Source organism: Cytobacillus firmus (assembly GCF_023612095.1).
GTDB lineage: Bacteria > Bacillota > Bacilli > Bacillales > Cytobacillaceae > Cytobacillus.
Genome location: NZ_CP086235.1, coordinates 2,494,286 through 2,512,960 on the forward strand (window position 1 = coordinate 2,494,286; position 18,675 = coordinate 2,512,960).

General features: G+C 40.8%; 20 protein-coding genes and 1 pseudogene. 11 read left to right on the forward strand and 10 right to left on the reverse strand.

Features of this window, described 5'->3' with window-relative positions:
• Positions 1-37: 37 nt before the first annotated feature.
• A complete protein-coding gene (locus LLY41_RS12645; RefSeq protein ID WP_035330823.1) occupies positions 38-283 on the reverse strand; it encodes a YkuS family protein in 246 nt (81 codons plus the stop codon).
• Between the two features lie 104 nt (positions 284-387).
• On the opposite strand from LLY41_RS12645, the gene LLY41_RS12650 reads away from it, so the two are divergent.
• Positions 388-525 carry a YuzL family protein gene (locus tag LLY41_RS12650; protein ID WP_304585520.1) on the forward strand — a complete coding sequence of 46 codons (138 nt, stop codon included), beginning with the start codon at positions 388-390 and terminating at the stop codon, positions 523-525.
• Between the two features lie 40 nt (positions 526-565).
• On the opposite strand, the gene LLY41_RS12655 is transcribed toward LLY41_RS12650, so the two are convergent.
• Positions 566-2,185 carry an ABC-F family ATP-binding cassette domain-containing protein gene (locus LLY41_RS12655; RefSeq protein WP_304585521.1) on the reverse strand — a complete coding sequence of 540 codons (1,620 nt, stop codon included), beginning with the start codon at positions 2,183-2,185 and terminating at the stop codon, positions 566-568.
• 154 nt (positions 2,186-2,339) lie between these two features.
• Between LLY41_RS12655 and LLY41_RS12660 the strand changes: the two genes are divergently transcribed.
• The 4 genes from LLY41_RS12660 to LLY41_RS12675 all read left to right on the forward strand — a co-directional run bounded on the left by LLY41_RS12660 (position 2,340) and on the right by LLY41_RS12675 (position 5,809).
• Positions 2,340-2,816, forward strand: coding sequence for an FAS1-like dehydratase domain-containing protein (locus tag LLY41_RS12660; RefSeq protein ID WP_304585522.1), 477 nt, complete (start codon positions 2,340-2,342; stop codon positions 2,814-2,816).
• Complete coding sequence (locus LLY41_RS12665) at positions 2,809-3,192, forward strand: MaoC/PaaZ C-terminal domain-containing protein (RefSeq protein ID WP_304585523.1); 384 nt, start codon at positions 2,809-2,811, stop codon at positions 3,190-3,192. The genes LLY41_RS12660 and LLY41_RS12665 overlap by 8 nt, the downstream gene beginning before the upstream one ends.
• A 20-nt stretch (positions 3,193-3,212) precedes the next feature.
• A complete protein-coding gene (locus LLY41_RS12670; protein ID WP_304585524.1) occupies positions 3,213-5,582 on the forward strand; it encodes a penicillin acylase family protein in 2,370 nt (789 codons plus the stop codon).
• A gap of 92 nt (positions 5,583-5,674) precedes the next feature.
• Entirely contained in the window at positions 5,675-5,809 is a 135-nt protein-coding gene (locus LLY41_RS12675) for a hypothetical protein (protein WP_286136924.1), read from the forward strand.
• Between the two features lie 39 nt (positions 5,810-5,848).
• On the opposite strand, the gene LLY41_RS12680 is transcribed toward LLY41_RS12675, so the two are convergent.
• The 3 genes from LLY41_RS12680 to LLY41_RS12690 all read right to left on the reverse strand — a co-directional run bounded on the left by LLY41_RS12680 (position 5,849) and on the right by LLY41_RS12690 (position 9,507).
• On the reverse strand, positions 5,849-6,448 hold the full coding sequence (locus LLY41_RS12680; RefSeq protein WP_304585525.1) for an SCO family protein: 600 nt from the start codon (positions 6,446-6,448) through the stop codon (positions 5,849-5,851).
• A gap of 146 nt (positions 6,449-6,594) precedes the next feature.
• On the reverse strand, positions 6,595-8,079 hold the full coding sequence (locus tag LLY41_RS12685; protein ID WP_304585526.1) for an aldehyde dehydrogenase family protein: 1,485 nt from the start codon (positions 8,077-8,079) through the stop codon (positions 6,595-6,597).
• A gap of 210 nt (positions 8,080-8,289) precedes the next feature.
• Complete coding sequence (locus LLY41_RS12690) at positions 8,290-9,507, reverse strand: NupC/NupG family nucleoside CNT transporter (RefSeq protein WP_095242753.1); 1,218 nt, start codon at positions 9,505-9,507, stop codon at positions 8,290-8,292.
• A gap of 307 nt (positions 9,508-9,814) precedes the next feature.
• On the opposite strand from LLY41_RS12690, the gene LLY41_RS12695 reads away from it, so the two are divergent.
• From LLY41_RS12695 to LLY41_RS12705, 3 genes are all read left to right on the forward strand, one after another.
• The gene (locus LLY41_RS12695; protein WP_076256549.1) at positions 9,815-9,910 is read left to right on the forward strand and encodes a YjcZ family sporulation protein; all 96 of its coding nucleotides are present in this window, start codon (positions 9,815-9,817) and stop codon (positions 9,908-9,910) included.
• A 155-nt stretch (positions 9,911-10,065) separates the two neighbouring features.
• Positions 10,066-10,281, forward strand: a complete 216-nt coding sequence (locus tag LLY41_RS12700) for a YozQ family protein (protein ID WP_095242752.1) — start codon at positions 10,066-10,068, stop codon at positions 10,279-10,281.
• A gap of 156 nt (positions 10,282-10,437) precedes the next feature.
• Positions 10,438-11,178, forward strand: a complete 741-nt coding sequence (locus LLY41_RS12705; RefSeq protein WP_304585527.1) for a YqjF family protein — start codon at positions 10,438-10,440, stop codon at positions 11,176-11,178.
• Between the two features lie 23 nt (positions 11,179-11,201).
• On the opposite strand, the gene LLY41_RS12710 is transcribed toward LLY41_RS12705, so the two are convergent.
• Positions 11,202-11,339, reverse strand: coding sequence for a hypothetical protein (locus LLY41_RS12710; protein ID WP_179288934.1), 138 nt, complete (start codon positions 11,337-11,339; stop codon positions 11,202-11,204).
• A gap of 88 nt (positions 11,340-11,427) precedes the next feature.
• Here LLY41_RS12710 and LLY41_RS12715 point away from each other — a divergent pair, with 88 nt between their 5' ends.
• Positions 11,428-11,610: a cold-inducible protein YdjO-related protein gene (locus tag LLY41_RS12715; protein ID WP_095242748.1), complete on the forward strand. Its 183-nt coding sequence runs from the start codon at positions 11,428-11,430 to the stop codon at positions 11,608-11,610.
• A 56-nt stretch (positions 11,611-11,666) separates the two neighbouring features.
• On the opposite strand, the gene LLY41_RS12720 is transcribed toward LLY41_RS12715, so the two are convergent.
• The 3 genes from LLY41_RS12720 to yhfH form a co-directional block, all read right to left on the reverse strand.
• Entirely contained in the window at positions 11,667-11,909 is a 243-nt protein-coding gene (locus LLY41_RS12720; RefSeq protein WP_095242793.1) for a transcriptional regulator SplA domain-containing protein, read from the reverse strand.
• Positions 11,910-12,091: 182 nt separating this feature from the next.
• Positions 12,092-13,906: an oligoendopeptidase F gene (pepF, locus tag LLY41_RS12725; protein ID WP_304585528.1), complete on the reverse strand. Its 1,815-nt coding sequence runs from the start codon at positions 13,904-13,906 to the stop codon at positions 12,092-12,094.
• Between the two features lie 459 nt (positions 13,907-14,365).
• A complete protein-coding gene (gene yhfH, locus LLY41_RS12730; protein WP_009334590.1) occupies positions 14,366-14,500 on the reverse strand; it encodes a protein YhfH in 135 nt (44 codons plus the stop codon).
• Positions 14,501-14,804: 304 nt separating this feature from the next.
• On the opposite strand from yhfH, the pseudogene LLY41_RS12735 reads away from it, so the two are divergent.
• Together LLY41_RS12735 and LLY41_RS12740 are read left to right on the forward strand one after the other, a co-directional pair.
• Positions 14,805-16,313 (forward strand): annotated as a pseudogene (locus LLY41_RS12735) (PAS domain S-box protein); the annotation flags it as partial.
• A gap of 283 nt (positions 16,314-16,596) precedes the next feature.
• On the forward strand, positions 16,597-17,547 hold the full coding sequence (locus LLY41_RS12740; RefSeq protein ID WP_095242746.1) for a 3D domain-containing protein: 951 nt from the start codon (positions 16,597-16,599) through the stop codon (positions 17,545-17,547).
• Positions 17,548-17,585: 38 nt separating this feature from the next.
• On the opposite strand, the gene LLY41_RS12745 is transcribed toward LLY41_RS12740, so the two are convergent.
• Positions 17,586-18,494, reverse strand: a complete 909-nt coding sequence (locus LLY41_RS12745; RefSeq protein WP_095242745.1) for a hypothetical protein — start codon at positions 18,492-18,494, stop codon at positions 17,586-17,588.
• Positions 18,495-18,675: the final 181 nt, after the last annotated feature.

Genomic DNA, 18,675 nt, shown 5'->3' on the forward strand with positions numbered 1-18,675 from the left:
TAAAGAAGTTATCTTTAGTCTTTGGCTCACTTTTCGATTACTGCATTCTTTGCTCCACCTGGCGGCATACCTCATCCGCTGAAAGGCCGCTTGCTTCAATGACAGAAGCCTTTGTAGATACATCCTGCATACCCATTACATTTGAATCAACACCGCTTACAACACAGCATGAGCAGTTCTCAGCATCATGCGCCGACTTCAAGTCAACCACATCATATCCTTTTTGGCGAAGCGCTTCAGAAACATTTGTTAAGGATTGTTCAACAGCTACTCTTTTCGTCAATATTAACACCTCCTCCGTTTGTTAGATTGGCTTTTGTACTCCATTTTTATTCCATGGATAAAAATAGCCTTAACACGAAAAAGTAAGAAAGGAGGTGTTTAACTATGAGCAAACGCAAAAAAGACCCTTCAAAGGCTGGATTAAGCTCTCCAAACGTCGAAGGGCAAGGGACAACCAACGTGGAAACAGGCAGCAGAACAGCTTCCTCTGCACGCCATAAAAAGAAAAAACAGGATTTTTAACAAACTAAAAGCAGGAGGCTGGACCTCCTGCTTTTACTGTTTACTGATACATTTCAGCAACTTGCTTTTGAATGGATGGGTCTTCTAAATACTCATCATATGTCATTTGCTTATCGACAATGCCAGCTGGTGTAATTTCAATAATGCGGTTGGCAATGGTTTGAATGAACTGATGGTCATGTGATGCAAAAATCATAGAGCCTTTGAAATTAATCAGTCCATTATTCAATGCCGTAATGGATTCCAAATCAAGGTGGTTGGTCGGCTCATCTAAAAGAAGCACGTTAGCGCCGCTCAGCATCATTTTAGATAGCATGCACCGGACTTTTTCCCCACCGGAAAGAACGCTTGCTTTCTTTAGAACTTCCTCACCGGAGAACAGCATTCTTCCAAGGAAACCTCTCAGGAAGCTTTCACTGTCATCTTGAGGTGAGAATTGGCGCAGCCAGTCTACAAGGGTCAAATCAGAGTTCTCGAAGAACTCAGAGTTATCATTAGGGAAATAGGACTGAGAGGTTGTTACACCCCACTTATATGTTCCTTCATCCGGCTCCATTTCACCAGTCAGTATTTTAAACAGGATGGTTTTCGCTAATTCGTTCGTGCCAACTAACGCTATTTTATCATCTTTGTTCATGATGAAGCTGACATTGTTCAGAACTTTAACACCATCAATTGTTTTAGTGATGCCGTCTACCCGAAGCAAATCATTTCCGATTTCACGGTCAGGTGAAAATCCAACATACGGATATTTTCTGGAGGATGGTCTAATATCATCCAATGAAATCTTATCAAGAAGCTTTTTACGTGAAGTTGCCTGCTTGGATTTAGATGCGTTTGCACTAAAGCGGGCAATAAAGCTTTGCAGTTCCTTGATTTTTTCTTCTTTTTTCTTATTGGCATCCTGAGCCATCCTTTGGGCAAGCTGGCTTGACTCATACCAGAAGTCATAGTTCCCTACGTAAATCTGGATCTTACCAAAGTCAAGATCGGCAATATGCGTACACACTTTGTTCAAGAAATGACGGTCATGGGATACGACAATAACGGTATTCTCAAAGTTGATCAGGAACTCCTCAAGCCATTGAATTGCTTTGATATCCAAGTGGTTTGTCGGCTCATCCAGCAAAAGAACATCCGGCTTGCCAAAAAGCGCCTGCGCAAGCAAAACTTTCACTTTTTCAGAACCGGAAAGATCAGCCATTTTTTTGTCGTGAAGCTCTTCTCCGATTCCAAGTCCCTTCAGCAAAATAGCTGCTTCAGATTCAGCTTCCCATCCATTTAATTCTGCAAATTCACCTTCGAGTTCAGCAGCCTTCATGCCATCTTCATCCGTGAAATCAGCCTTCATATAAATAGCATCTTTTTCCTGCATTACTTCATAAAGACGGGCATGTCCCATGATGACTACTTTTAATGCTTCATGCTCTTCGTACTCAAAATGGTTCTGCTTCAGGACAGCAAGGCGTTCGCCGGGACCTAAATGAACACTTCCGGATTGTGCCTCAATTTCACCTGATAAAATTTTAAGAAAAGTTGATTTACCTGCACCATTTGCTCCAATCAATCCATAGCAATTGCCAGGTGTGAATTTAATATTAACGTCTTCGAATAGTTTGCGGTCGCCGTATCGAAGACCTACATTACTGACAGTTATCATATTGTTTTTATTCCTCCAAATACATAATCCATAAAATTATAACACTTTCAGCGCGTAATCGCGAATTCTTTACTTATCACGTAACCTCTGCAATAAAAGTTTAGAGAATTAACAGGAAGCAAGAGGAAAAAGTCGAATACATAAGGATTATATAATGATGAGAGGAAGTGCGATTTTGATGGAATCTCTTTTAAATGCAGAGGTGAAATTAAAACCTTTCAAGTTCACCATTGAAAGAGGAAAAATCAAAGAATTTGCTATGGCAATTGGAGACAAAAACCCTATTTATTATGATGCTGACACTGCGAGAAAAGAGGGGTACCGTGACATCCCCATCCCGCCAACATTTCCTACAGCCATAGAGATGTGGGGAGGCATGGATTTCGAAACCCTAATCGAGCTATTCGGACTTGACCCTCTCAAGGTTCTTCACGGCGGCCAGGAATATCGCTATATAGGAGAAATTTGTGCTGGCGATACAGTAACCGCGATCCCGAAAGTAATTTCTTCTTTTGAAAAGAGGAACCTGCGATTTATTACAATAGGTATTCAGTACAGAAACAATGATGGAAAAGATGTTCTCTATGCAGAATCCACCATTATTGAAAGAGGGGGAAGCAAAAATGAGTGAGCTGAAAATGATTCATAAACCAGAGATCACACATACACAGCTGGTCAAGTATGCAGGGGCATCCGGAGATTTCAATCCGATTCATACAGTAGTCCCTGTAGGAGAAAAGGCCGGATTGGACGGAGTGATCGCCCACGGGATGCTTATCATGGGAATGGCAGGCGAAGCACTGGCTGAGTGGTTTCCAAGAAAGGACCTGAGAAGGTTCAAAGTGCGCTTCAGCAAAATGACACGGCCCGGCGAGAAACTGACAATAGAAGGGAGGGTGACAGGAGAGAAATGGGAAGAGGACGAAAAAAGGCTGACCGGAGAAGTATCAGTAAAAAATGAAGCTGGTGAGCAAAAGCTTTCCGGCAGGTTCGAATTCAAAATTTAATAATAAAGGAAGGAATGTCTATGGAAGGCAATATTAGGATCCAGCATCGGCCAAAATCAAAGTGGAAGAAGTACTCGCTTTGGAGTATTGCTATCATTTTAGTGCTGCTGGCTGCTGCCTTTTTCATTACGTATGGTTTTTTGTCCCGCTCTCTGCCTAAAACAGAGGGAGAAATCAGAATAGGTTCCATCTCTGAGGAAGTAAAGGTCAATCGCGATAACAGCGGAGTCCCACACCTGATTGCTGCCAATGAAAGGGACCTTTTTATTGCCCAAGGCTATGTCCAGGCACAGGACCGCCTTTTTCAGATGGATTTAAGCAGGCGTCAGGCATCGGGAAGATTGAGCGAAGTAATCGGAGAGGCTACGGTTGAAAATGATAAATATTTTAGAACTCTTGGTTTGAGAAGAGCTGCAGAAGCATCCTATGAAGCATATTCCTCAGATGCAAAACAGATTTTAGGCTGGTATGCGGAAGGAGTTAATCTTTATATAAAAGAAGTTATAGAAAATGGAAAAATCCCTGTTGAATTTTCCATACTCGGCTATGAACCGGAAGAATGGTCTCCTGTGGATTCGCTTACTATTGGCAAATACATGGCATATGATCTTGGCGGACACTGGGAAAGCCAGGCATTCCGCTATTATCTCCTTCAGCATTTTCCGGAAGATAAAGCATATGAATTATTCCCCTCCTATCCGGAAGAAGCCCCATACATAATAGGAAAACACAACTTAAATATTGAAAAAAGCTTTGCATCTGTCATCACGCCTCCAGAATTCAACGGAAGCAATAACTGGGTGGCAGCCGGCAGTAAAACGGCATCCGGAAAGCCTATATTGGCTGATGATCCTCATTTATCCCTGAACACACCTTCGATCTGGTATCAGATGCACCTGGAGTCCCCTGAAATGAATGTCAGCGGTGTCATTTTTGCCGGAATCCCAGGCATCATACTCGGTCACAATGAACATATTGCATGGGGAGTAACCAATACAGGACCAGATGTACAGGATTTGTATATTGAAAAAAGGAATCCTGCCAATATAAATGAGTTTCTATTCAATGAAAAGTGGGAAAAGGCAGAAGTAATAGAAGAACCAATTAAGGTAAAAGGCAAAGAGCCAATTAGCTATAAAGTAACGATTACACGCCACGGACCTGTGATTTCGGAATTTGCTGGAGACAGCGGAAAGGATACCGTTCTTTCCTTGCAATGGACAGCACTTCAGCCATCAAAAGAGCTGGAAGCCATTCTAAAAATGAATAAAGCATCAGACTGGAATCAGTTTGAACAAGCATTGGAGTTATTTCACACACCTGCCCAAAACTTTGTATTTGCTTCTTCGGATGGAACAATAGCTTATAAAGCAAATGGTAAAATCCCAATCAGAAAGAAAGGAGACGGACTGCTGCCGGTGCCCGGCTGGTCGGATGAATATGAGTGGAAAGGCTACATCCCTTATGATCAGCTGCCTAAAACGATCAATCCCGAAGAAGGCTATATCTCAACGGCAAACAATAAGGTGATGGATGGCAGCTACCCTTACCACATCAGTCATGATTGGGCCCAGCCCTATAGGCAAATGCGCATTCAGGAATTTCTCAAGAGCAAGGATAATCTTACAACTGAAGATATGATGTCACTGCAAATGGATCAAAAAAACCTGCAGGCAAAGGAATTTATACCGCTTTTCCTGTCCGGAATGAAAGAACCATCAACCGCTCTTGAAAAGGAAGCTTTAACGATCCTAAGTAAATGGGATTATATTGACAGCAAGGATGAGGCAGCCCCTCTCATTTTCAATCTTTGGATGAAAAGCATATCAGATGTTCTTTTTGAAGATCAGATATCACCCCAAATGAGGAAGCTCTTCAAAGGGCAAAAGCAGGCAGTGGATGAATTATTGAGAAATGCAGCAAGTGGCCGCGAAAGCAATTGGATTGAAGAAAAGGGAGGATTGCAGGAAGTCCTTTCCCAATCATTGAGTACAGCGGTAAGAGAAGCCGAAAATCTTCAAGGAAGCAGCCCGTCTAAGTGGAAATGGGGTAATTATCATCAATTAGCTTTTTCCCACCCGCTTTCGAGTGTAAAACCTTTAAACTATTTATTTAATAGAGAGGGACGAATTCCTGTTGGCGGCAGCTCAGTCACTGTGCAGGCGGCAGCCAACAAAGACGATGGCACTGTGAATCATGGAGGCTCGTGGAGATTTGTGATTGATACACAAAACATGAACACCGCCTACCATCTGGTGGGACCAGGGCAATCCGGACATCCTTTAAGCCAGTGGTACCATGATCAGATGAATGACTGGGCAGAAGGGAACTATCATAAAACATCCCTCAATGAAGAAAAAACCAGTCATACACTTTTATTAAAACCTTGAAAAAGTATAAAATGTTTCTTTTTGTTCATAGTTTTTTCATAAATTTCATGTAAAATATTAATCATACAGGCAGGGAAAAAGGAGTTTTTTAGATGGCTAAAAAACAGCTGGTTGATTTAGTAAACCGATTAAAGAAATCCGGTATTAAAGTAAGCTTTTCAAAACCAAGATCAAAAACTTTAATACTCATTGACCAAGACAAAAATCTATCTTCTTCTGCGAATTAGGTTAAGAAAAATGGCGGATCCTGAATCCGCCATTTTTTGTTATATTTTCTTCATAATCTTTTTGAAAACTTCATTCCTGTCAAAATCTTCTCCCATAGGGAATTTCTTAATAAATTTATTATTCTCATCCAGCAAATATACAAAGGTGCTATGAACATAGAAGCCATCGCCGGGATCACGGTATTGAAATTGGAAAGTGTTTGCGAGCTCCTGAATTTCAGCCTGATCCTTTTTCAGTGTATCAGGATCGGCAGTTAGAAAGAGCCAATTCTCATCATTTTCAATGTCAAAGGTGCTTCTGTATTTTTTAAGAACATCTGCGGTGTCCCGATAAGGGTCGATTGTTACTGTAATAAATTGTACTTTGTTCCCAAATACGCCCTCATTAGAAAGATCACTTTTCAAGAGATTCATCCTTTGGGTAGTCGTCGGACATATATCCGGACAGTGCGTATAAATAAATTCTACAAGCTTCAGTTTTTCATCAGATTCTGCAAAGTCGTATACCTTCTCATCATCGGTTAAAAGTGTAATATGTTCAGGTATCTTCGCTGTCATATCACGGATGATAAAAAAAGAAATGCCGGCAGAAATACCTAATATTACAATAATAGCAGAAATCATATATACTCTTTTCATTATTTCCCCTCCCAATATAAGGATAAATAATATCCATCAAAAATCCTATGGATAATCTGTGAACTTATTCTTAATAGGGGAGAAACTTTTTCAAGGAATTTCAATTAAAAAAGGAACCTCGAAAGGTTCCTTTTTTGATTCGGCTATTATTTCATCGAGATCCATACACTCTTAACTTCTGTATAGTTATTAAGAGCGTAAGAGCCCATTTCACGGCCGATACCGGATTGCTTATAGCCGCCAAATGGAGATGCAGCATCGAAAGCGTTGTAGCAGTTCACCCAAACTGTACCAGCACGGAGTTTATTGGCCACATAGTGTGCATTTGCAACATCACGAGTCCAAACTCCTGCAGCTAATCCATATTCGCTGTTATTGGCACGGTTAATTAATTCGTCAATGTCATCATAAGGCATAGCCGAAATAACCGGTCCGAAGATTTCTTCCTTCGCAATTGTCATTTCGTCATTAACATCTGCAAAGATAGTAGGGGATACGAAGTAACCTTGCTCCTGAGGCTTATCTCCTCCTGCTACAAGCTGAGCACCTTCGCTTAGGCCTTTTTCAATGTATCCAAGAACTCGGTTTTGCTGCTCAGCAGATACAAGCGGGCCAATTTCTGTGTCAGCATGAATTCCGGCACCCTGCTTGATTTTTTTAGCATGTGAAGCCATGTCAGCTACAACATTATCAAACTGCTTCTTTTGAATGAAGACACGGGAGCCGGCACAGCAAACCTGTCCCTGGTTGAACATAACACCGTTTAGAGCTCCTGGAATTGCCTTTGACATATCAGCGTCCGGCAGGATAATGTTCGGAGACTTACCGCCAAGCTCAAGCGTAACCCGCTTTAAAGTCTTTGAAGCATTGGACATAATCCGTTTACCTACTTCAGTAGAACCAGTAAATGCAATTTTATCTACCAGCGGATGGTCAACAAGCGGCTGGCCGGCTGTTTCTCCAAAACCAGGGACAATATTGATAACCCCTGGCGGGAAGCCTGCCTGATCCATTAACTCAGCAAGATATAAAGCGGAAAGAGGTGTCTGCTCCGCTGGTTTAAGAACAACCGTACATCCTGTTGCAAGGGCAGCACCCAGCTTCCACATAGCCATTAGAAGAGGGAAGTTCCAAGGGATGATTTGGCCCACTACACCAACAGCTTCATGGCGGGTATAGTTAAAGAACGGCCCGCTGACAGGAATAGTCTGTCCCACAATTTTCGTAGACCAGCCAGCATAGTAGCGCATATGTTCAATTGCCAATGGAATATCGGCATTTGTTGTCTCACGGATTGGCTTTCCATTATCCAATGTCTCAAGCTGTGCTAATTCTTCACTATTTTCTTCCATAAGATCAGCAAGCTTGTACATCAGGCGGCTGCGCTTAGAAGCGCTCATTTTAGACCATTTGCCTTCATCAAAGGCCTTTCGGGCTGCTTTTACTGCCAGATCAATATCTTCTGCACCGGCTTCGAAAACAGTAGCCAGAACTTCTCCTGTCGCCGGGTTATACGTATCAAACGTTTTCTGTGATTTGCTTTCTACAAATTCACCATTGATATATAATTTCTTCTTACCGCTTAAGAACTTTTCTACCTTTTCTTTTAAACCTGCAGTTAATTGACTCATATAATTCCTCCTTAAAATAGCAGTCTATGTATTTCCTTGCAGCAAAACCTAGAAAGAATACTATTGGTAACGCTTACAACATTACTTTAACATTAATAAAAATATAAAATCAACTCTGAATTAAAATAATTTTCAGATAATGTTCGACAAGCTTCTCCATTTACAACAAAAAAATAGCATACCGGATATCTCCAGTATGCTATCAGACTATTAAATTAACATTCCTGCAATCGCTGCACTTAATAGAGAGGCAAGAGCTCCAGCTATTACAGCACGGATGCCCAGCTTGGCAATATCATTCCTGCGGTCAGGAGCAAGGTTGCCGAGGCCTCCGAGAAGGATGGCCATAGAAGAAATATTTGCAAATCCGCAAAGCGCGAAGCTGACAACTGCAACAGTCTTAGGAGACAAATTGCTGATTTCAGGAGCAAAGGCTGAGTAAGCAACGAATTCATTCAGCACAAGCTTTTGGCCGATGTAGCCGCCAGCCTGCACCGCTTCAGCCCATGGAACACCTACTGCAAATGCAATCGGGGCAAAAATAAAGCCAAGAATCATTTCAAGTGTTATGTTTTCAAGACCGAAAAGTCCGCCTGCAAAACCAATGATTCCATTGATTAACGCAACTAAAGCGATAAAAGCAAGAAGCATGGCACCAATATTCAAGGCAAGCATTAAACCATCGCTCGCTCCCCGGGCCGCAGCATCTACGATATTGACAGATTGTGTATCTTTTTCAATGTTAATATCATCTGTTGTTTCTGATTTTTCAGTTTCAGGGATCATTATTTTAGCCATAACAAGACCTGCAGGTGCTGCCATAAAGCTTGCTGCAAGCAGGTATTCCAGTGGAACACCAAGCAATGAATAACCAATCAGAACTGAACCGGCTACGGAAGCCAAACCACCGGTCATGACAGCAAATAATTCCGACTTTGTCATTTTGCTGATGAAAGGGCGCACGATAAGAGGTGCCTCTGTCTGTCCGACAAAAATATTGGCAGCAGCAGAAATCGATTCTGCTTTACTTGTTCCAAGCAGCTTAGCTAGACCTCCGCCAATGACTTTAATAATGATTTGCATGATCCCTGTATAATATAGAACAGAGATTAGGGAAGAGAAGAAGATAACAACAGTCAAGACCTGGAATGCAAATACAAATCCAACACCTGAACCTTCCTGAAATAATCCTCCAAAGAGGAAATTAACTCCTTCATTGGCGTAACTCACAATGTCATTTACTGCAAAAGTTAATTTTTCCAGTGCCTTTTTCCCAAGATCCCATTTAAGTACGGCAAACGCAAAGGCAAACTGAATGGCAAGACCGCCAAGAATTGTGCGTAAATTGATCGCTTTACGATTGGATGAAAGAAGGAAAGCTATTCCCAATACGGTCACGACCCCGAATATACCCCAGATAAAACTCATTTTGACACCTCATTTGTTGAATTTAGAATAATGTAAACGTTTTTACAGAACGTCAAAATATAGACCTCTTAGCAAAGAGGTAGGTGAATAGACGTCAGACATCTAACTTGATTACATGTCCATTTTAACATGAATCCGTTTGCAGTAAAGAGTTTTTTTCTTACCAAATTAATTTGGATGATTAATCTCCTATTTTTGTTCACATTTTCGGCGATTTTTCGATATAATTTTTTTCCTCTGTTACATCTGCCCATTCGGGACAAACATCATGTTCATACACTGTCACTAGATGTCAGGAGGTGTTAGAATGGGTGCAGGCGCAGGATATGGCGGCGGATTTGCTTTAATCGTTGTCCTGTTTATACTTCTAATCATTGTTGGTGCTGCTTACGTAGGCTGGTAAAATTAGTGGACAATTGAACAATAAAAGCTGCTTAAAATCTGCCTTTATCAGGGCAGATTTTTTGTTTTTCAGACATTCCCTTGATTTGAATCGTATGATAATCGGTTTAATGTCCAAAATAAGGATAGTTCTTATTTTAGAAGGAGGGATTCTGAATGAATAAGAAGGACAATAATAATGGCACAAATATTGCAGGCAGATATTATGAGGCTGAGGATTATAAAAGAAATGATCAGCTTTCATCAGGTCTCGCAATGACTCATGAGCAAGTAAGTGATACCTATATGGAAGGCCAGGCGGATGCGGTTATTGAAGACGTTGTTGGGGTGGATATTTCCATACCGCGCAAAGGGTATGATGAAAGCCATTAATTGAAAAAAAGCAAAACACGTTGATCGTCATTTCCGAGTGCATTTTGCCAGGGCATGGCGATCTTTTTGTGTTTAAAACTGCACTGCGTAAGGTAATGGTTTAGAACAGCAAATTCGAGGAATATTCTTACTAATAGTAAAGAAGGGGGCAGGAGGATGGAGAATGCACTTGAGATAACAGGGCACAGACCTTTTCCACTGCCTGATAGGCCGTGGGTGATGGAGCAGATATGGAATGATGTTCTGTTTGCTCATTGGCCTGTGCCTGCAGAAATAATGGAGAAGCACATTCCGCCACAGTTAACGTTAGATACATTTAACGGAAAAGCCTGGATTGGAATAGTCCCTTTCTGGATCAGCAGAATGAGAGTCCGCGGCTTGCCGCCATTGCCAATGATGAAATCAATGAATGAACTGAATGTAAGAACATATGCAGAGTATGGGGGAAGGAAAGGTGTTTATTTTTTCAGCTTGGATGCGGACAATCTTTTAGCGGTAACAGGAGCCAGATTGCTGTATTTCCTTCCCTATGTGAATGCCGAAATGCAAGTGGATAAATCAGCAGGAATCATTAATTATGAAAGCAGGCGGAAAAACGATAATAAAGAGATCGGACAGTTCAAAGCTCAATATAAACCGGAATCCAGCCCTTTTAATTCACAGAAAGGGTCACTTGATGAATGGCTGACTGAAAGGTATTGCCTATGGGTAACAAAAGGTGATCACGTTTTTCGCGGGGATATTCATCATACAAAATGGCAGCTGCATAATGCTTCCTGTTCGATATACGAGAATACAATGGCAGCTTTTTTGCCCGGCGAGTACTTAATGGAAGAACCGATTTTACACTACTCTCCTCAAAAACATGCCTATTTTTGGCCTTTAAAGAAGGAGTAGAATGAAGCTGCACATTAAATATTTCATTTCCTGCCATAATTTTCTGCCAGCATTCTTTTTACTTCGTTGTATGATAAGCCGGATTGACTATTCAGCCTTTTCACTTCATCAATATCAGTTCCTGCAATAGTAAGGTTTTTTTTCTTCTGTTGGCGGACCATTAAACAGCCTCCTCATCAAATTTGTTTAAACCTTTTCAATAATTTTCCCGTTTCTTGTCCATACTAAGAAAAAAAGGGGGCGTTTCCAATTTTTTTCAATAAAAAAGGCCAAGATGATAAGCCAGAGGTTGTAATGCTCGACACAGAGGTGTATTCCTGTAACAGCTGTAATGGCTGGATGAGAAAAGATTTTGTCTCTTCAGACTTAAAATGCCCATTATGCGGTGATGAAACAACTGTCGAAATGAGGGAATTGCCTCAAATTTTATAATCAGCATATAGAGAAAGACTGTTGTTTCTAACCTAACAGTCTTTCTTTATTTGACTTCAGTAATCTCCATATAACTCTTGAAAAGCCTCTTCTGCATCCTTTTCAGAAGAGAACAGGGCATCGTCTTCTTCTATTAAATGGAAGGACTCATTAAGAAAGAGGGCAACTGCATTAGGATCTTTTGGATGCGGAACAATTTCGGCAGGCCTTACATTTGCTACACTGGGAGTGTGAGGATTATGGTAAATGACATATACCTCATCTCCTGTTTTTACTTTTTTAGGATCTATTGTTTCCATGGTTTCACTCCCCATTTAAAGGTTTTCAAGCATCTTTCTATAAGTTTTCTCTCCTCAGTGATCTAATATTCAGCCATATAAATCCTTTTCCATTTTGAAAGTTTTTAATCAAAATCGAGTAAAACTGAACACCAGCTGATTAAAAAATTGAAAACCCCCTCTGATAACAGAGGGGGCCCATCTTATTCATAGCTGTTTTCCAATTCATCCACCAATGATCCAACATAGCTTACTGCTTTGCGGATCGGATCTGGCTTAGACATATCAATACCGGCACTCTTAAGGAGATCAAGCGGTTTTTTTGTTCCTCCGGCTTTAAGGACATCAAGCCAGCGGTCGACAGCAGGCTGGCCTTCCTCCTGGATGCTTTGTGCCATGGCAGTGGAAGCAGTTAAACCGGCTGAATAGGTATATGGGTAAAGTCCCATGTAATAGTGAGGCTGTCTCATCCAGGTTAAAGCGGCCCTTGCATCTAATTCAACCGAATCTCCCCAGAATTCAGCAAGTGTGTCATATTTTTGAGCTGAAAGTGTTTTTGCCGTTAACGGGACTCCCTGTTCAGCCAGACGATATACTCTTCGCTGGTATTCTCCTTCGAGCAGGTGTGTAACAAAGTTGTGATAGTAAGTTCCAAGCAGTTGAAGAATCACCCAGCGCTTCATTCTCTTATCTTCAGTACCCGCCATTAAATGCTGGCCAAGCAGCATTTCGTTAAGTGTAGAGGGTGCTTCGACAAAATAGGTTGAAGGGCGGGTATTCATGATACGCTGATATTTATTGGCCAAATAAAAATGACCCGCATGACCAAGCTCATGAGCGAGAACAAATGCACCGCGCATCGTGTCTGTCCATGTAATCAGGATGAATGGATGGGAACCGTATGGACTTGCACAAAAAGCGCCTGTGGATTTTCCGACGTTATCAGCTAAATCAACCCACCGTTCTGACAGGCCTTTCTCCATAATATCCGTATATTCCGGGCCCATTACTTTAAGAGCCTCCAAAATGACTTCGGATGCTTTTTCATATGTTGTTTCCGGATTGAACTCTGGATCAAGAGGAGCCTTCAGGTCACAAAAAAGCATTTTATCCAATCCCAGGACTTTTTTCTTCAGCTGAGCATATCTGCGCATATGGGGAGCAAGCTCTTTTTGGATAATGTCCAGCTGATTGTTATACATTTCCTCTGTTACATGCTGGGAATCGAGAAGCATTTGTGTGACTGAGCTGTATTTTCTCAGCTTCGAAAGCGCAACCTGCTTTTTCACCTCAGCAGAATAAGCAGAAGCAAATGTATTCTTGTAGTTTTCCAATGAATCTGTAAATGAAGCATATGCATTCCGCCTGATGGTGTTATCCGGTGAAAACTCATAACGATCCTCGTAAAGAGCAAAAGAGTTTGGTAATTCGTTTCCTTTACTGTCTTTAAATGAGGCAAATGGCATGTCTGCAAGTTTTGCAGCCTGATAAATTGTATAAGGAGCACCAAATACTTCTCCCATTGCAGCCAGCGCTTCTTCCGTCTCAGGAGAAAGTCTGTGCTTCTTAGTTTCAAGCAGATCTTTCAGCCCGTTTCTGAATGGTTCAAGGCCGCTTTCTTCCGTTATGTATTTTTCAATTGTACCATCAGGCAGAGATAATAATTCAGAATCAATAAAAGATAGAGCGGAAGCGGCTTTTGCTCTTAAGGAGGCTATTCGTGATGAGTTAGCCTGATTGTCGGGATTTGTGCCATCTTCTGACTGGCGCAAGCTTGCATATGTGCCGGCCTGGACAAGACGGATAGAAAGCTTTTCCTGAGCGGAAAGACAGCCAAGCAGCCCCTGCGGACCTTCATGGAGTTTTCCTTTGTATTGGTCAAAAACAGCAAGATCCTCTTCAATACTCCTTATCTCTTTATGCCAATCTTCCTCTAATGCAAATAAATCCTCCACTTTCCATGTTCGCTCTTTAGGTACCTCAAGACGTTTTAATCTGGATATTACGGTTTGAACCATATATCGTTCCCTCCTATTTCGATTCTCTAAATAAAGAGATTATGGAACAATTATACAGGAAGAGTGAATATATTTATAGATTTTTCAAATAATTTTATATTGTTCTGCAATAGCTTAGCTTTTTTTAATAAGGCTCTTTCGTTAAATTGTTGTTTTTCAATTATCAATGTTGTCCGTTGATTTCCGCTCCAGGATGCTCAGCGAACCACGGGGCGGGCGGTGAGCCTCCTCGACGCTGCGCGTCTGTGGGGTCTCACCTGTCCCGCTACTCCCGTAGGACTTTGAATATGCTACCTTGAGTAAACACCGCACGAAGAAAATGCGAATGCATTTTCGAGGATCTCGCACCTTCCGCTACAATCAACTCAGTAAATATAATTATAAATAGCAACAAACTTTGCGAAAACAGCCTTAATAAAATAAAAAGCGGAAGGACCAGGAAGCCTTCCGCTGATTGTGTTATTCCATTTTCTTTGACAGACAGCGATCACATTCCATTAAGTATGATTCAGCCTGTTCCTTTACTGTTTGGCCACACTCGGGACATACCTTTTTGGGAAGTGTTCTGAAGAATTCAACCGGACTTTTAATCATTACTTATTCCTCCTTTTTATAATACAGTTTATTTTATTTCCTTCTGTTGTAGTACAGTATATACTAAATTTATTTTAATGTGAAGTATTTTGATTAAATTTTTAAAAAATTTAATTTATTATTTAGTCAGACAAAAAACGGGTTAAAATCTGCTCTTAAGCTTGCCAGTTTTAATGAGCTTAAGACTTTATTTCCGCCAGCCTCTTCCATGGTACTGATGATTCCATTACAATCATATTGTATAAAGTAAAAATGAGGGGGCTAAAAGCCTGCAATGACTGAGATAATCGAATCTTTTAATCCTATATTAATCTTTGTGGGAATTGTAATTCTAAGCGGCCTCATCACGTCCAGTATCCTAATCAGAAAACGGCTGGAAGCAAGCGACACCCATTTACATGATGTTCAGGCTGCACTTGATGAATCATCTATTGTGGCTATTACTGATTCTAAGGGGATTATCACGTATGTGAATGACAAATTTGTTGAGATTTCCAAATATGAAGAATATGAACTGCTGGGCAAAAATCATAATATCTTAAACTCAGGATATCATCCGCCCGAGTTTTTCCACCAACTATGGAAAACGATTGGGTCAGGGGAAATATGGAAGGGGGAAATACGAAATAAAGCAAAGGACGGAAGCTACTATTGGGTCGAGACAATAATTGTACCCTTCCTCAATAAAAAGAATAAACCATATCAGTATGTTTCCATCCGGACAGATATATCTGCCTTGAAAACTGCTGAAGCCAATCTCAATAATTCTCTGAAAGAGGTTAACGATATTAAATTTGCTCTTGATCAGTCTTCCATTATTGCGTTCACTGATGAAAAAGGAATCATAACCAATGTAAATGAGAGGTTTTGTGAAATTTCCCAGTACAGCAGGGAAGAGCTGATAGGACAAAATCATTCGTTATTAAATTCAAATCTGCATTCAAAGGAATTTTTTAAGAACTTATGGAAAACAATTGGATCTGGAGAAGTATGGAAAGGGGAAATACGAAATAAAGCTAAGGATGGGTCCTATTACTGGGTTCATACAACAATCGTGCCATTCATGAATGCGAACGGAAAACCTTATCAATACTTAGCCATTAGGAACGATATTACCGAGAGGAAAAAAACAGAAGAAGTGCTGCATCGGCAGGATAAACTGGCAGCAGTGGGCCAGCTTGCTGCAGGGGTTGCCCATGAAATCCGCAATCCGCTGACAACAATGAAAGGATATACAGAGTTCCTTCAGCTGGATGAAACGAATGAAGAGAGACAAGAATTCTTAAGCATCATTTTAGATGAAATTGACCGGGTAAATAATATAGTAGAAGATTTTATGGTTCTTGCTAAGCCGAAAGCCGCTGAACTGGAAGAAAGAGATATCATACCTATTATAAAGAATGTCATCTCTTTTCTGGAATTCGAAGCCCGGAAACGGGACGTGAAAATTCGTTTCGATTATGAAGGGGATATCATCCAGATTGAATGTGATGAAAACCGCCTTAAACAGGTTTTCCTTAATTTTATCAAAAATGGAATTGAAGCGATGCCTGATGGAGGAGATATTACTGTCAGAGCAGCTATCATAAATAACCAGGTGCAGATAGCGATACAGGATACAGGAGTAGGAATACCTCAGGAAAAACTAAAAAATATCGGAGAACCATTTTTTACAACCAAGATAAATGGGAATGGCTTAGGCTTGATGGTCAGCTTTAAAATTATTGAAAGTCATAATGGAAAAGTATTTATCGAGAGTGAATTAAATAAAGGTACGACATTCAATATTGTTTTGCCTGCGAGATCTGCATAGTCAATCCAAATGGATTGGCTTTTTCATTAGAAATTAATTCCTGTCCTGTTTAAAAATAGTTAATCCTAATAAATGGATAAATTATAATAACATTGGATAGAATCCCATGATAACGGGAAATGCCACACTCCTAGTTTAAATGGCTTCTGACTTTGAAATATGTTTGTTATGAGGCTGTTATATCCGTAACGGGATTATCATCTGTTTGTTCTTTTTTAGTAGAGATTCCATGTTATTATTATCCCCGTTAGCTAAAAACGAGCTATACGGGAGGTTTTAACTTATGAAAAAAACTATTTTAACTTTTGTTGCAGCTGCCGCAATTACCGGAACAGCAGGTGCGAATGTACAAGCAGAAGAAGTAACTGTAAAAAAAGGCGATACTTTATGGGATTTTTCCCAGTCATATAATACACCAGTTGACATGATCAAAGAATGGAACGGGCTGTCTTCGCATATCATCCATCCGGATGATGTACTTAATGTATACCCTGAAAAGAAATACATAGTATCAAAAGGCGATACTTTATGGGATATAGCAAGAGAGCATAATGTCACATCTGCGGCAATCAAAGAATGGAACAGCTTGAGCTCTGATTTAATTCGTCCGGACGATGAATTAATTCTATATCCTGATGCCAAAGCTGTTAATGCTGTAACTGCTCCAGTGCAGGCCGCTCCGGCAAAGGCCGAACAGCCTGCAGAAACTACTGCACCTTCAGAGCAAAAGTCTGAACAGCAGGCAGTAAAACAAACGCAGCCAGTTGAAAAATCACAGCCAGCACCAGAAGCGAAGCCAGAAGCAGAGTCTAATCCGGAACCGGCACAGCCTGCTGCGGAATCAAAACCTGCATCTGAGCCTGCCAAGCCTGCCGCTGAATCCAAACCAGCTGCCAAGCCTGCTGCAGAAAAACCGGCGGAAACTGCAAATGAAGAAGCACCTCAAAAAGTGCTGAATATGGAAGCGACAGCCTACACGGCTAATTGCGAAGGGTGCTCTGGAATTACAGCAACAGGAATCAATCTAAAAGAAAATCCTGATCAAAAAGTAATCTCAGTAGATCCTAATGTGATTCCGCTCGGAACCAAAGTCCATGTTGAAGGATATGGTGAAGCTGTCGCAGGAGACACTGGCGGAGCCATTAAAGGCAATAAGATTGATATCTTTATGCCATCGAAGGAAGATGCCATCAATTTTGGAAGAAAAACTGTTAAAGTTACGATTTTAGATTAAGAGTAAAAAGAAGGCACTCTCCAGGTGCCTTCTTTTTTTTACTCTTTATTCTTACCATCCTTTGCTTTTTCCTCCTGGCTGACAAAGAAACTGTGAACTGGTTTTGCCAGCTGTTTTATGCTTTTTTCGAAGCGATCAGTAAGGTGGGCGGCACGCTCGTAAACAACAGTTTTTAAATGATCTAATTGTCTGCTGATCTTTTCGGTGATTGCCTCCTGTCGGTGTAAGCGTTCCATTATAGACTTGCTTGCCTGTTCCTGTTCTTGAAGCTTCTTGTTTAATTCTTCTTTCAATTGCTCCTGCGTCTTAAACTTTTTCTCAACTTCCTCCGAGAAGGATGCGAACTGCTGGTCTAACCGCTCCATTACTGTAGTATGAAAAACTTCCTGTACATCAAGCTTTTTGCTTAATTCTGCTTTCATTTCTTCCTGTGCCTTGAAATTTGAAAGTGCTTCTTCGGAAAATGCCTCGAATTTATCAAATTTACGGGAAAGTGCCTGGGTTGCCGCTTCCTGACAGGAAACCTGTTCAAAAATCTTCTGATTTACCTGCTCTTGATTTTCAAGAGTTTCCAGAATCTCCTTATTTATTCCCTCCAGGACTGCCAGCCTTTTACTCATTAAATCGTTTTCCTTTGCGCGCTCATGCATCATTTCCAAAAAACCCGTTAAAAAAGCATCCTGCTTTTCAATCTTAGCCGCCAAATGTCCTATATGATTATTTTGTTTGCCGGCAGCACTTTTTACAAGCTTCCCCATATCAACAAACGAATCCTCAAGCTGTGTCTTCATATCTTCATAAGTTTCAGACAAGCGGGTATTAACAGTCTGCTGCTCTTTTATTACTTCCTGCAGGAAGTTGAGACGGTAAGTACCCTGATTGGTAACAGTGTCTGAATGGCTTAGATAAAGCTTAGGGTTTGCATCTTCATTAGATTTTTGTGCCATAGGAACACTCCTCAGTTTCACCTTTTTTATAGCCTATGCCGGATCTTTTTGTGATGGGTGGGCAATGTCCTATAAAGCCTAAACATTTTTCAGTAAATCATCCTTTCATTAAAGAAATTTCGTAAATCGTAATAAAATTGTTGCAAAAAATTAAAAAAATAGGTAAATTATTAATTGTCAG

Bases quoted from the DNA above. Each gene is read 5' to 3' on its own strand.
- LLY41_RS12650 (WP_304585520.1), top strand. From the start codon at position 388: ATGAGCAAACGCAAAAAAGACCCTTCAAAGGCTGGATTAAGCTCTCCA.
- LLY41_RS12655 (WP_304585521.1), bottom strand. From the start codon at position 2,185: ATGATAACTGTCAGTAATGTAGGTCTTCGATACGGCGACCGCAAACTA.
- LLY41_RS12660 (WP_304585522.1), top strand. From the start codon at position 2,340: ATGATGAGAGGAAGTGCGATTTTGATGGAATCTCTTTTAAATGCAGAG.
- LLY41_RS12665 (WP_304585523.1), top strand. From the start codon at position 2,809: ATGAGTGAGCTGAAAATGATTCATAAACCAGAGATCACACATACACAG.
- LLY41_RS12670 (WP_304585524.1), top strand. From the start codon at position 3,213: ATGGAAGGCAATATTAGGATCCAGCATCGGCCAAAATCAAAGTGGAAG.
- LLY41_RS12675 (WP_286136924.1), top strand. From the start codon at position 5,675: ATGGCTAAAAAACAGCTGGTTGATTTAGTAAACCGATTAAAGAAATCC.
- LLY41_RS12680 (WP_304585525.1), bottom strand. From the start codon at position 6,448: ATGAAAAGAGTATATATGATTTCTGCTATTATTGTAATATTAGGTATT.
- LLY41_RS12685 (WP_304585526.1), bottom strand. From the start codon at position 8,079: ATGAGTCAATTAACTGCAGGTTTAAAAGAAAAGGTAGAAAAGTTCTTA.
- LLY41_RS12690 (WP_095242753.1), bottom strand. From the start codon at position 9,507: ATGAGTTTTATCTGGGGTATATTCGGGGTCGTGACCGTATTGGGAATA.
- LLY41_RS12695 (WP_076256549.1), top strand. From the start codon at position 9,815: ATGGGTGCAGGCGCAGGATATGGCGGCGGATTTGCTTTAATCGTTGTC.
- LLY41_RS12700 (WP_095242752.1), top strand. From the start codon at position 10,066: ATGAATAAGAAGGACAATAATAATGGCACAAATATTGCAGGCAGATAT.
- LLY41_RS12705 (WP_304585527.1), top strand. From the start codon at position 10,438: ATGGAGAATGCACTTGAGATAACAGGGCACAGACCTTTTCCACTGCCT.
- LLY41_RS12710 (WP_179288934.1), bottom strand. From the start codon at position 11,339: ATGGTCCGCCAACAGAAGAAAAAAAACCTTACTATTGCAGGAACTGAT.
- LLY41_RS12720 (WP_095242793.1), bottom strand. From the start codon at position 11,909: ATGGAAACAATAGATCCTAAAAAAGTAAAAACAGGAGATGAGGTATAT.
- pepF (WP_304585528.1), bottom strand. From the start codon at position 13,906: ATGGTTCAAACCGTAATATCCAGATTAAAACGTCTTGAGGTACCTAAA.
- yhfH (WP_009334590.1), bottom strand. From the start codon at position 14,500: ATGATTAAAAGTCCGGTTGAATTCTTCAGAACACTTCCCAAAAAGGTA.
- LLY41_RS12740 (WP_095242746.1), top strand. From the start codon at position 16,597: ATGAAAAAAACTATTTTAACTTTTGTTGCAGCTGCCGCAATTACCGGA.
- LLY41_RS12745 (WP_095242745.1), bottom strand. From the start codon at position 18,494: ATGGCACAAAAATCTAATGAAGATGCAAACCCTAAGCTTTATCTAAGC.